Annotated in this window: 10 protein-coding genes; 2 read left to right on the forward strand and 8 right to left on the reverse strand. The window is 73.2% G+C overall.

What is annotated here, in order from left to right:
• Positions 1–31: 31 nt before the first annotated feature.
• The 7 genes from RM555_RS25935 to RM555_RS25965 all read right to left on the reverse strand — a co-directional run bounded on the left by RM555_RS25935 (position 32) and on the right by RM555_RS25965 (position 7,821).
• Positions 32–1,162 carry a hypothetical protein gene (locus RM555_RS25935; protein WP_311414206.1) on the reverse strand — a complete coding sequence of 377 codons (1,131 nt, stop codon included), beginning with the start codon at positions 1,160–1,162 and terminating at the stop codon, positions 32–34.
• Between the two features lie 255 nt (positions 1,163–1,417).
• The gene (gene nfi / locus RM555_RS25940) at positions 1,418–2,098 is read right to left on the reverse strand and encodes a deoxyribonuclease V (protein ID WP_311414207.1); all 681 of its coding nucleotides are present in this window, start codon (positions 2,096–2,098) and stop codon (positions 1,418–1,420) included.
• Positions 2,099–2,154: 56 nt separating this feature from the next.
• A complete protein-coding gene (locus RM555_RS25945) occupies positions 2,155–2,517 on the reverse strand; it encodes a hypothetical protein (RefSeq protein WP_311414198.1) in 363 nt (120 codons plus the stop codon).
• A gap of 342 nt (positions 2,518–2,859) precedes the next feature.
• Positions 2,860–3,180 carry a hypothetical protein gene (locus tag RM555_RS25950; RefSeq protein ID WP_311414199.1) on the reverse strand — a complete coding sequence of 107 codons (321 nt, stop codon included), beginning with the start codon at positions 3,178–3,180 and terminating at the stop codon, positions 2,860–2,862.
• The gene (locus RM555_RS25955) at positions 3,170–7,045 is read right to left on the reverse strand and encodes a toxin glutamine deamidase domain-containing protein (RefSeq protein WP_449560153.1); all 3,876 of its coding nucleotides are present in this window, start codon (positions 7,043–7,045) and stop codon (positions 3,170–3,172) included. Before RM555_RS25955 ends, RM555_RS25950 begins: the two co-directional genes overlap by 11 nt.
• 18 nt (positions 7,046–7,063) lie before the next feature.
• The gene (locus tag RM555_RS25960) at positions 7,064–7,402 is read right to left on the reverse strand and encodes a hypothetical protein (protein ID WP_311414201.1); all 339 of its coding nucleotides are present in this window, start codon (positions 7,400–7,402) and stop codon (positions 7,064–7,066) included.
• Entirely contained in the window at positions 7,402–7,821 is a 420-nt protein-coding gene (locus RM555_RS25965) for a YbaB/EbfC family nucleoid-associated protein (protein WP_311414202.1), read from the reverse strand. The genes RM555_RS25960 and RM555_RS25965 overlap by 1 nt, the downstream gene beginning before the upstream one ends.
• A 74-nt stretch (positions 7,822–7,895) precedes the next feature.
• Between RM555_RS25965 and RM555_RS25970 the strand changes: the two genes are divergently transcribed.
• On the forward strand, positions 7,896–9,128 hold the full coding sequence (locus tag RM555_RS25970; protein WP_311414203.1) for an SUKH-3 domain-containing protein: 1,233 nt from the start codon (positions 7,896–7,898) through the stop codon (positions 9,126–9,128).
• Positions 9,129–9,138: 10 nt separating this feature from the next.
• Here RM555_RS25970 and RM555_RS25975 read toward each other — a convergent pair whose 3' ends face one another.
• On the reverse strand, positions 9,139–10,584 hold the full coding sequence (locus RM555_RS25975) for an aldehyde dehydrogenase family protein (RefSeq protein ID WP_311414204.1): 1,446 nt from the start codon (positions 10,582–10,584) through the stop codon (positions 9,139–9,141).
• 187 nt (positions 10,585–10,771) lie between these two features.
• On the opposite strand from RM555_RS25975, the gene RM555_RS25980 reads away from it, so the two are divergent.
• Complete coding sequence (locus RM555_RS25980) at positions 10,772–12,715, forward strand: proprotein convertase P-domain-containing protein (RefSeq protein ID WP_311414205.1); 1,944 nt, start codon at positions 10,772–10,774, stop codon at positions 12,713–12,715.
• Positions 12,716–12,819: the final 104 nt, after the last annotated feature.

Below are 12,819 nucleotides of genomic sequence, written 5' to 3' on the forward strand. Positions count from 1 at the left end.
AGCGTATCGGAGCGGCGCGGCGCGGCCCGGCTCAGCCAGGGAGCCGGGGCATGAACACCGTGTGGTCGCCACCGCCGGTCTCCGGCGGCGGGTCACCGGGCTTGCCCTGGGCGGGCGGCACGGGCGGCGGCGCCCCGTACTGCCCCGGCACCGGGGGCGCCGGCGGGGCCGACACGGGCGGGGCGGCCGGCGCGCCGGGCACCACCTGCGTGGCCTCCGGGGCCGGTGCCGGGCGGCTGCCGTACACGCCGCCGGCGGGGCGCGGGGCGGGTGCGCCGCCGTACAGGCCGGGGGCGGGCGGCTGCTGCCCGTACACCTGGCCGGGTGGACCGGGGGCGGCGGCCGGGCCCTGCCCGGAGCGGTAGGTGGTGCCGCCGGGGTTGCGGGGCAGCGGCACGTGGCCCGGGTCGGCCGGCTCCTTGTCCGCCCGCGAGCGGCGGAACAGCAGGACGATGAGCAGGATACCGACGGCGACCATGGCGATGCCGAAGAACATGACCACCGAGCCGCCGGAGGACTCCTCCTCGGCCGCGTTGCTGACGGCGCCCGCGCCCTGGCCGGCGGCCAGGCTCGGATCCGCCGCGCCGGCCCGCACCTCGGTGGCGACCGCGCTCGGGGTGGGCGACGGCTTCTTCGACGGCTTCGGCGTCGGCGAGGGCGTGGCCCGGTCGCCGACCACCCGGGAGGCCACCGCGCCCCGGCCCAGGGCCCGCCCGAGCGCGTCGCTGGCCGCGCCGCTGACGGTCAGCCGGCCGCCCGGCACCTCCGCGTCGAACGCCACCCGGTAGCGCACCGTGATGCTCTTGCCCTTGCAGAGCCTCGGCTTCAGGGGCGAGGTGGCCGACGTGGCCGCGCTGCCACCGCTTCCGGAGAGCGGCACCGGGAACCAGCGCCCGCCCACGTCGACCTGCGCGCTGACCTGGTCGGCGCGCAGGCCGGCCAGGCGCAACCCCAGTGCGGTACGCAGCAGCACGCAGCCGTCGCTGCGCTTGCGCACCTCGATCGAGACGCCCCCGGCGGAACCGCCGGCGGTGAAGCTGCCGGCCGAACGCACCCGGACCGAGTCGCCTGCGGCGAGCGCCGGCGTCGCGCCGAGCGCCACCAGGCCGCCCAGCAACGCGCAGACCGTCGCGAGCCGCGCCGCGTGCCGACGTACCGCCATGATCACCTCGCCGTTCCTCCCCCGACGGGGGTCCGCCGGTCAGGCTACTACCGGGCCCGGTCAGGGCCCGGTCATTGAGCGCTCCGGATGTGCGCCGTATTACCCCGCGACCGGGTCCGCGCACCCTGGCCGGCGGCGGGAGGGGTCGCGCGCCCGTCGGTCCGGGGCTGCGGAAAACGCGGCGGCGTCAGGTGGCGCGGGCGGTCGCTCCGGCGGCGGCGTCAGGTGGCGCGGGCGGTCGCCTCGGCGGCGGCCTCAGGTGGCGCGGGCCGTCGCCTCGGCGGCGGCCAGGGCGTCGCGGCAGAGCCGGTCGGCGGTACGGGTGGTCTCCGGCAGCCGGTAGCGCGGCGTCAACGCCAGCACCCGCGCGGTCGCGTCGTCGAGGCTCATCCGGTGGCCGACGCTGACGAAGACCGGCTTCACGCCGTCCCGGGTACGCAGCACCCGACCCACGGTCTCGTCCCCGTCGCACAACGGCGTCCACGCGCCCCGACGCTGGGCCGGCGGCGTCCACTCCCCCAGCAGGGGCGTCTTGCCCACCCCGATGGCGGGCAGGCCGGTCACCACGCCCAGGTGGCAGGCGAGCCCGAATCGGCGCGGGTGGGCCAGCCCGTGCCCGTCACAGACCAGCAGCTCGGGAAGCACGGTCAGCCGGTCGAGCGCGTCGAGCAGCGCGGGCAGCTCGCGGAAGGCGAAGAGCCCCGGGACGTACCCGAACGCGGGTCGGCCCACGCTCACCGCCGAGTCGACCACCGCGAGGGTCCGGGCGTCCAGCACGGTCACGGCCGCCGCGAGCCGGTCACCACTCTCGGCGTACGCCACGTCCAGGCCGGCCACCGTCGCGGGCTCGGCCGGACCGGACCCGGCCAGGTCCACCAGGGGCCGCAACCGCTCCTGTACGGCCAGCGCCTCCGCCACGCTGCCCGGCCTGTCGATCCGGGGATCCGACGCCCCGAGCGTCTCCACCCGCGCGGCTCCGGGTTCGCCCGACGTCACGACGGCCCGTCGGTGCGCGACCTGTCGGCGCCCGGCCCGTCGGTACCCGGGGTCCCGGCGCCCTCCGGGCCGGCCGTCTGCCGCTCGACGCCCTGCTCGTGAGCGTCCCGCCCGTCGTCGTCCTTGCTGTCGGCGTCCTCGCCGTCGGCGTCCTCGCCGTCGGTGTCGCGGGTGCTGCCGGCTCCCAGGGCGACGGCGAACGCCACCCCCATCGCGATGCCGACGCCCACACCGGCGGCTCCGTCCAGTGCGGCCAGGCCGATGACCAGACCGAGCATGAGGCCGACCGGCCATGCCCAGGCGTTGGACTGCCACCCACCAGGGCCAGGCGACTTCTGCCCATTGTCTGATTCAGCCATTTCGCCATGGTATTCCGGCCCGACAACCCGCCCCGAACCCGCGACCCTCCGGGGCGGCGGACGCCTACCGGCCGGGCTCCCAGCGGTAGCGCCTCGGCACGCTTCGGCGACTGCTTCGCCGCCGCCTGCGCCCGCGCCGGCTTCGCCCCTCGCCCGGCCGGCGCCCGTCCGCCGGAAACAGGCACTCGACCTGCGTGGACCACCGACCAGACCGTCACAACGGCATCGGCGGCGCCAGAGCCCGCTGGGCGTCGCGTCCAGTTCCGGAGTGCGCGCGATCCGGTCCGTCGCGGAGGCCGCGCCCAACGCTACGGCTCCGCCTTCACGATCGGGGAGTGCCGCCTACGGGCGCTTGATGATGGATGCGACCTCCAGCCCTGCCAATCGCAGTCCAGCCTGCACCCGCTCCCCCAAGCTCACTTTCTCAGCCTCCGGCAGGGGGTCCGGGGACTCCAGTTCAAGGCGCCACTCCTGCGAGTCGACGTCACGCCATAATTCGACCCGGACCACCTTCCCCTGGATTGCCCACTCCGCTTCCCCGAACAGCTCGTCCCAATCGTCCGCCAGTCGGCCGACCTTGCTCAGGCCCAACTCCGCGCGCAGCCGGTCGAGAACAGGGCGGTCAACTGCTCCGGAAATGCGAAACACCCAACTATCGGCCACGGTCGCCCTCAATTATCCAGTCCGCTGACGTGAAGTGGGAGGATACCCCGTCGCCGGAGCGATCCGGTGGACCCGTCCCAGGGAACACCGCTGGGACCACATCGCGCCCGAGCTCCCTGCCATACTTCTCGGCCCACGCGAAAAGGGCCGGGAAGCACTTCCTCGCAACCTTCTTCGTGACGAATCCATATGTCCTGTTCACCACCCGGAGGTCCGGGAAATCGCGACTGCCGACGAGCAGAGCTCTTTCGACCATCACGTCCGACGAGATTTGGAAGTCGAAATCGCTGGGCTCCTCCAACCCGAGCTTGTGCATCGAGTCGAAGGGTCGGCGCGCCGGCAGCGCGCCGCCGCCTCTCCACTCTCTCATTCGCTCGACCGCCTCCGGATGGTCGGAGATCTGCTCCTCCGTCGGCAACCTCTTGTGCGCCCCGGAGAAGAAGTTCGATGAAGAACCCTGTAGTCGGACATCAACCTGATCGTGGCGGATGCCGTCTGATTCCAGAGCGTCGAACAGAGCTGAGGTCATCTGGTCGAAATCCTCAGGTGTCAGGCCGAGCGGAGCGCGCCTTTCCGCCCACGCGACCACGGCGTCGGGCGTCAACCCCAGAAACTCGCAGTCCCGGCGTTGGATCCTGTAACCGGAGTCATCGGATGGCAGCAGAGCCTCAGCCCGTTTCCAGTCCGGCTCGGGCCCGTCCATCTCGTGAGTCGCCGGGCCCTCAGGCAAGTCCGCCTGTTCCGCGCCCTGAGGAGCCGAGCCCGGTCCGTCCAGGAGATACATGCGGTTGAGGTGCAGTTCGCCGTAGCCCTGGTCGGTGTCGGCGGGTGGGTACTGCGGTAGGTCCGGTCGTTGGCTGAATCGTCCCCGTCGGAGTCCGCCCAGGGGCATGGGTCTGCCGTCGGAGCCGAGTATCAGGACTTCGGTGTCGATGGCGTTGTGGGGGTGCGCGACGCCGTGGTGCCGGTACAGGGGTGTGGTGGACACGGCGCCGGTCTGTGGGTCGAGGTAGAGGATGGTGCCGTTCTGGTTGAGGGCGACCCAGATGTGGGCGCCACCCTGTTCCCAGTTGTTGATGACGAAAGCGAAGCTGCCGTGGCCGCCGAGGCGTAGTTGGGCGTGGAGGTTGCGGTATCCGGTGTCGATGGCGTGCTGCCGCTGGGTGCCCTGGATGTCCTGGGTGGGTTGGCAGAGGCGTTGGAAGCGTCCTCCGGTGATGTCCTCCACCCGTCCGATGCCGTCTCGTTCGCCGTTGATGGGCCGTGTGACGTCGCCCGCCAGGTAGGCGTCGAAGGTGCGGGGGGCCGCGACCCGGGGGCGGCCGTGCATCCAGGTGTCGAACATCGACAGGGTGCAGTCGATGCAGTTGATGCCGCGGGTCGGGTCGGCCTGCGGTCCGCCGTCGTTGACCAGACCGAACCAGCCGCCCTCTCGGGGGTCGGCGTTGCGGCGGACGCTTCCGTCGGGTTCTCGGGGCACCTGCCGCTCGATGTCGGTCTGGTGCAGGGCCAGCGGCGGACGCAGACCACCGGGCCGGCCGTAGTCACGTGACCGGTCGATCGGCGGCGGGTGGTCGTCGCCCGTCAACGCCGAACGGTCGACGGTCTCCACGGCACCGTACGCCAGGTCCCCGACGTCATCGTTGACCCGACGGAAGTCCGCGGGATCGACGACGCCCACGACGGACGGCACGACGCCGCCGGCCAGTACGGCCTCCGCGTGGTCCAGGTACTGCCCGTACGTCCGCATCTCGTCGTTCGCCGCCCACTGCCATGCGTCAGCCTGGCGTGCCTGGCCCGTGCGGTGCAGGTGGAAGGCGTGGGCGGCGAAGTCCCGCGCCCTCTGGTGGTGCTCGTCGGCGCGGGCCCGCAGGCGCGCGGCTTCATCAGAACGGCGCTTGTCCTCGAACCACGCCCGCTGCGACTCGTAGTAGCCGCGGTAGCGACGCCTCTCGAACGTGTCCCGGTCGAGGGCCCACTTGGCCGCGTACCACTCGGGGCTCCTGACCCGGGGACCCGCCGCATCCTCCCGGCCGGCCGCTGTCGAGGTGTCCCTGCCGACGGGCGGAGTCGGCTCGGCTGCCGGCGCACCGGGCACGGGCAGCATCGCTGGTGGTGCCGGCTGCGGCGGTGCCGGCGCCGTTCCGGTAGTTCCTCGTGCGACGGCGGGCTCGGGACTGGCGACCGACGGGACGTGGGCCGCACCGGGGACGGGCGCAACCGCTCTCGGCTCGGGGAACGAGGCAGGTGCCGGCCCGATCGTCGCGGCGCCCAGGCCTGCGCCGGGCCCGTTCACCGGAGCCGCTGTCGGCGCGACCGACGGGTTGGCAGCGCTCGCGGCGTTGACGGGAGCGGCGCCGCTCGCGGCGTTCCCGGAAATGGTCGCCTGGCTCTCCACGCCGGCCGGGACGCCCCCGGCACCGAGGACGGGCGCTGCCGTCGTGGCGGAGGAGAGCGTCGGGCTGAGTGCGGACTCCGGCAGCGCGGACGACGTGGCCGCGACGGTCGCGCCGGTCCGTTCGACTCCGGCAGCAGTCACGGGCGCCGTCGTGTCATCCGCGCGGGCGGCGGTGTTCGTCGCGGGGCCGGCCGGCTCCGTCCGGGCCTCCGGCGATGGCCGGGCCGACGGTGCCGGGTCAGCACCGGCCGCACCTCGTTGGCCCTCCCCTGGCCCGCTGACCGCTGCCCCTGATCCGTGGGCCGGCGGCTCCGCTCCCGCGCCGGGCACGACACCGGGCGGCCCCTCCCCCGCGCTGGGCGTGGCGACGGATGGCCCGTCCGCTGCCGGCGCTGCGGGAGGCGTCGGGAACCCGTCGGCTCCCGACGACGTCAGCGGCATGACGGACAGGGCGCTGAGCTGGCCGTTCAGCCGTGCCTGCAACGCCGCGTCGGCCTGCGCGGTGGCGGAACCACGGGCACCGGACGCCGCCGCGCGGGCCGCGTCCTCCACCGAAGCCAGCCCCTGACCGGTGGCCAGGCGCGCGGCCTGGTCGGCCATCACCTCGCCGGCCATCTCGCGGCCGAAGTGCTCCCCGATCCGGGCACCCCGGCCGGTGGCGTGCCGCCCGAGACCGGCCAGCGGCGCCACCGCCCCGCCGGCCATACCGCCGAGCGCCGTGGTCCCCAACTCCGCCACGTCCAGCCCGTGCCGGCGGCCCGTCGAATTCTGGTACGCCTGCGTGGCGAGGTTGATGCCGCCCTCCTCGGCCGCCTCCGACACGCCGCTCAGCGCCGCCCGGCGGCTGAACCCCCGCACACCGCCCTTGGTGACCTCCTTCGCCGCCCGCTCACCGGCCTCCCTGAGCCCCTGCTTGAGCGACTTGCGGGCGAGCTGCGCCATCAGCCGCTTGAAGATCTGCTGCACGACCATCCTGGTGGCCGCGATCGCCGCCCCCGCCGCGGGCGAGGCCGCACCGGCGGTGAGCACGGCGGCCACGGCCAGCGCCAGCAACTCGACCACCAGAATGCCCAGCTCGATCCACACCTCGAGCTTCGCGCCCTCGATGTCGCAGCCGCACTCCTCCACCAACCGACCCAACTCGGTGCTGACAGCCAGCAACACCGGCAACGGCGCCTCGTCACCCTCCGCCACCCGACGCCACGCCGTGTCGAAGGCAGCAGCCACCGCCCCCACACCGCCGTACCCGCCACGCACCTCACCAGCAGCGGCAACGGCGTCGGCGCGCGGCCCGGCCAGCGCGGCGGCCACCGCGTACCACTGATCCGCCAGCTCCCAGACCGCCCGCTCGTCGCCCTCCGGCCACTCCACACCGATGACCCAGTCGAGGGCCTCGTAGACCCAGCCGGGCAACTGCCACGGCGAATAGTCCAACGGATGCGGAACAGGGCTCGGCAACACACTCATCCGGGTCTCCTCAGCGGATCAGCGCTGCTGGTGCCGGTCGCCGACGCGGCCGAGCCGACCCGCGCCCGCCGCATCCGTCCGCAGGTTGGCGTCCACCGACCGGACCACGTCGACACCCAGGCCCTCCAGGTGCCGGCCCACGCCCTCCCACGTGCGCAGGACCAGCTCCTCGAACCCGCGGTACTTCTGCTCGAACGCGGCCCCGATGTCGTCCTTGCCCCACGGCGAGCGGTCGCTCGCCGCCGCGATGGCGCCGCCCACCTGGCGGCGGCGTGCCGTGACGGCCTCGCCGGACAGCGAGAGGTCGACGCCCCCGCGTCGGGCACGCTGCGGGTCGAGCCAGAGCTGACCGTCCATCACTCGCCCCGGCGCAGCACGGCGTCGGCCCGGCCCAGCAACGAACCGAAGTCACCCGTACGCAGGAAGTCCGTCGCCCCGGAGCCGGCGGGCAGGTAGCCGGCCACGAGTTCCTGGGTGGCGGCGACCGCCGCAGCGCCGGCCTGGTGGACGGTGGCCGTGATCTTCCGGCTCAACGCCTTCGCGTCCCGGTCGTGGAAGACGGAGGGGTGCAGCTCGACCGAGATCAGCTCGCCACGGGCACCGGCGGTGGCCGTCACCTGACCGTCCTCGGAGCGCTCGGTCACCCGTAGCTCGGCGAGCCGGCCCTGCAGCTCGTCCAGACCGGACCTCAGTCGCTGGTAGTCCCCGTACACCTCGTCGAACCGCGCCCGCAGCGCGCGATTGGCGTCCCGGTCCACACTCTCGGCCAACGCCACCCTCCCCCGGTTACCGTCGGTAAGGCGAACCATACCGGGCGCCACGAATCCGTGGGGTCCGGTACTTTCAAGCCGTGATCGATCGCCAGCAGGCCGAGCAACTCGCCACCGTGTGGGCCCGCCGCGAGTCACAACGACTGGGACACGACTGCCACCCCCACGTCGACGAATTCGACCTCGGCTACGTCATCACCTCCACCGTCCCCGTCGAGGCGAACACGATGCCCGGCGACCTGCCCACCACCGTCATCGACAAGACCACCGGCGAGACGACCACCTGGCCGCGCGTACCGACCGACGCGGTCGCACAGATGTACCGCCGCAGCCGCCCGCAAGGCCCCGGGGCACCCCGCACCGTCGACCCGGCCAGCCAACTGCTCCGCGAGATCCGCCGCCTACCGACCCCCAACACAGCGGCGCACCTGACGGTCGGGGGACGACTCTTCCGCGCCCAGGGCGCCAAGGGCGACGTCACCCTCAACCACCACCCGCTCGTGCGCTCCTACCTGGACGCGCAACCCGCCGGCCACCTCGTACGCGGCGGCGACCGGCACGCCGAGCTGATCGTCGTCTCCGACGTCCTGCACCACTACGACCACCACCGCGCCGCCGAGGGCATCGCCCCACTCGGCATGGCCGACGCGCAGGACATCCTGGAGACCGCCCGGTTCGAGGTCCACCGGGTGCGCGAGCCGGGCGATCCGAACGGCGGCCTCGCCGACCGCCCGTGCGACTCCTGTGTGGACACGCTTGTGGACTTCCACGTGCTGCCCTGGTCCGACCGGGCCTTCACGATGCCGTGGCAGCCGGACCCGCAGCCCGACCCGGTCCCGGGCCGGTTCCACCCGGACGTCGCGCAGGCACTCGTCGCGGCTGGCTGGCGGCCTCACTTCGGGGACGAGATCGTCGCCCTGTCCGCCATCAGGGACGTCGGTGCCGTCCGGGGTGAGACGTCCACGCATCGCGACTTCCCCGCGGTCCTGTCGACACTCACCGCCTTCCCGAGCCTGGTGGGCGCCCGGCGCGGTCCCGGCGAGCAGGTCTGGATCTCCCGCTTCGACATCCGTCCACGACAGGTCGCGCACACCGCCGACACGCTGGCCGACTTCGCGGCAGTGCTCGGCGTACGGCTCTTCCCCATCGGCACCGAGCGGCAGGAGAGCATTCTCGCCGTCGACGAGCGGGGGCGGGTCTTCGCGTTGGACCAGGCCGGCGAGTGGTTCCTCGGCGAGGACATCGACGCCGCGCTGACCACCCTGCTGCTCGGCCGGGCGCCGGCCCGCGTCCGCGACGACGGCACCTGGTGAGCGGGCGGCGCTACAACGACAGGCCGGTCAGCACCATGACCCGGGGCTCCGTGTAGTCCTCCATGGCGCTGCGCACACCCTCCCGCCCGACGCCGCTGCCCTTCACCCCGCCGTACGGCATCTGGTCGGCCCGGTACGACGGCACGTCGCCGACGATCACCCCGCCCACCTCCAGCGCGCGGTGCGCCGCGAAGGCCGTGTCGAGGCGGTGGGTGAAGACCCCCGCCTGCAACCCGTACGCCGAGTCGTTGACGGCGGCGAACGCGGCCTGGTCGTGCGCGACGCGGGCGACCACCAGCACGGGCCCGAAGATTTCCTCGGCGCAGACCTTGGCGTCCGCCGGCACGCCGGAGAGCACGGTCGGCGGGTAGGTCGCGCCGTCGCGCCGGCCGCCCAGCTCGATGGTGGCGCCGGCGGTGACGGCCTCGTCCACCCACGCCTCGACCCGGCGGGCGGCGTCGGCGGAGATCAGCGGCCCGACGTCGGTGAGAGGGTCGGACGGGTCTCCCACACGCAGCTCCTGCACCGCCGCGACGAGGCGGGGCAGGAACGCGTCGTAGAGCCATTCGTGCACGTAGACCCGCTGCACGGCGATGCACGACTGGCCGGCCTGGTAGTTGGCGAACGTCGCGACGCGGTGCGCGGCGAAGGTCAGGTCCTCGGCGGTGTTCCAGTCCTCGCAGATCACGGCGGCGGCATTGCCGCCCAGCTCCAGGGTGACGTGCTTCTCGGGCACCGAGCGGCGGATCGCCGCGCCGACCGGCCCGGACCCGGTGAACGAGACCACCGGCAGCCGGGGGTCGGCGACCAGCTGGGCGGCGCGCTCGTTCGGTAGCGGCAGCACCGAGAACGCCCCCTCCGGCAGGTCCGTCTCGGCGAGCAGCTCGCCCAGCAGCAGCGCCGACAGCGGGGTGGCGGGGGCGGGCTTGACGATGATCGGGGCGCCGACCGCGATGGCCGGGGCGACCTTGTGCGCGACGAGGTTCAGCGGGAAGTTGAACGGCGCGATGCCGAGCACCGGCCCCTTCGGCACCCGCCGGACCAGGGCGATCCGCCCGGTGGCGGCGGGGTCGGTGTCGAGGCGTTGCAGCTCGCCCGAGAAGCGCCGGGCCTCCTCGGCGGCCCAGCGGAAGGTCGAGACGGCCCGCCCGACCTCGGCGCGGGCCCATTTCAGCGGCTTGCCGTTCTCGGCGGTGATGAGCCGCGCGAACTCCTCGGCCCGCTCGGCGAGCCGCCGGGACACGTGGTCCAGGGCCGCCGCGCGGGCGTGCGCGGGCAGGGCCGCGACCGCCGCGGCCACCCCGGCGGCTGCCGCGACGGCCGCTTCGACCTGGCCGGCGGTGGCGAGGGTGGTACGACCGACGGCGCGCCCGTCGTACGGGTGGTGGACGGTCAGCTCGCCCTCGCCCTCGCCGTGGGCGGGGCGGGAGGCGACATGAAAGGCGACCGGGTCCACACCCAGCAGCGTAGACCTCCCGCGTGACAGTGAGCCCGGCTGATCCCTTACCGCAGTCCGGCCCCCTAATACAAGGTCCCCTCACGTCTCCACATTTTGCCGTGGAGGCCCTACGCTCTTGCTCACTTTGATCAATTGCGATCGATGGCGGGACCCGCCGTCGTGTAGCGAGAGGAACACCCGAGGGATGACACTCCCCTACCCCGCCGCGCGCCGCTGGCGCGTCGGTGTGTTGACCGCCGCCGTCGCCACCGCCGTGGCGTTCGGCGCCCCCGCGACGGCCGCCCCCGCCGAGGGACAGATCCTCATGGCGGGCGGCGCCACCGCCGTCGACGACTCGTACATCGTGGTGTTCAAGGACACCTCGGTGGGCCGGACCGACGTCACGAAGAAGGCGCGTGACCTCGCCGGCCGGCACCGTGGCGCGGTCAACCGGACGTACCAGAACGCGCTGCGCGGGTTCGAGGCCCGGATGTCCGAGGCGGAGGCCAAGCGGCTCGCCGCCGACCCCTCGGTGCGCTACGTCCAGCAGAACCACACCATGCGGATCAGCGGCACGCAGAGCCCCACCCCGTCCTGGGGCCTGGACCGGCTCGACCAGCGCGCGCTGCCGCTGAACAACTCGTACACCTACCCGAACACCGGCTCGGGCGTGAAGGCGTACATCATCGACACCGGCATCCGGTTCGGCCACAGCGACTTCGGCGGTCGTGCCGTCACCGGCTTCGACTCCATCGACGGCGGCAGTGCGGACGACTGCAACGGGCACGGCACGCACGTGGCCGGCACGGTCGGCGGCACCGCCTACGGCGTGGCCAAGGGCGTCACGCTGGTCGGCGTCCGGGTGCTCGACTGCGAGGGCAGCGGCACCGACGCCGGCGTCATCCAGGGCGTCGACTGGGTGACCGGCGACCACGCCGCCGGTCAGCTCGCGGTGGCGAACATGAGCCTCGGCGGCGGCTTCAGCCAGGCCCTCAACGACGCGGTGGCCCGCTCCATCGCCGACGGCGTCACCTACGGCCTGGCGGCCGGCAACGACTACGGCGCGAACGCCTGCAACAGCTCGCCGGCCAGCCTCCTCGCCGGCATCACCGTCGGCTCGACCACCAACACCGACGCCCGCTCGTCGTTCTCCAACATCGGCACCTGCCTGGACATCTTCGCGCCCGGCAGCTCGATCACCTCGGCCTGGCACACCAGCAACACGGCCACGAACAGCATCAGCGGCACCTCGATGGCGACCCCGCACGTGGTCGGCGCCGCCGCGCTCGTGCTCGCCGCCAACCCGACGTTCACCCCGCAGCAGGTACGCGACAAGCTCGTCGCCGACGCCACCAGCAACGCGGTGACCAGCCCCGGCACCGGCTCGCCCAACAAGCTGCTGTACGTCGGCGACGGCGGCACCACGCCCCCGCCGCCCCCGCCGCCCACCGGCTGCACCCAGACCAACGGCACCGACGTGACGATCAGCGACAACGCCACGGTGGAGAGCACCATCACCATCGCGGGCTGCACCGGCACGGCCGGCTCCGCCAGTACCGTCGCCGTGCAGATCGTGCACACCTACATCGGTGACCTCGCCGTCAGCCTCGTCGCCCCCGACGGCAGCGCCTACACCCTGCACAACCGCACCGGCGGCTCCGCCGACAACATCAACCAGACCTACACCGTCAACCTCTCCTCCGAGGTCGCCAACGGCACCTGGAAGCTGCGGGTCCAGGACGCGGGCGCCGGCGACACCGGCTACGTGAACAGCTGGACGCTCAACCTGGGCGGCTCCGGCACGACGAACTGCACCGGCACCAACGCCAACAACGTCACCGTCAACGACAACGCGACGGTCACCAGCAGCATCGTGATCGCCGGCTGCACCGGCACCGCCTCGTCGAGCAGCAAGGTCGCCGTGCAGATCGTGCACACCTACGTCGGTGACCTCGTGGTCAGCCTGGTCGCCCCCGACGGCAGCGCCTACACCCTGCACAACCGCACCGGCGCCTCCGCCGACAACATCAACCAGACCTACACGGTCAACCTCTCCACGGAGACCCGTAACGGCACCTGGAAGCTGCGCGTCCAGGACGCCGCCTCCGGCGACACCGGCTACATCGACGGCTGGACCCTGACCCTCTAGGGATTCGTCAGCTCAGGGCACGTCCGCACCAAAGGGCCCCTCGCCACCGCTCACGGGCGGCGAGGGGCCCTCTTCCTCCCACCCCACCCCACCCCACCCCACCC

It is taken from the genome of Micromonospora reichwaldensis, from assembly GCF_031845925.1.
Lineage (GTDB): Bacteria > Actinomycetota > Actinomycetes > Mycobacteriales > Micromonosporaceae > Micromonospora > Micromonospora reichwaldensis.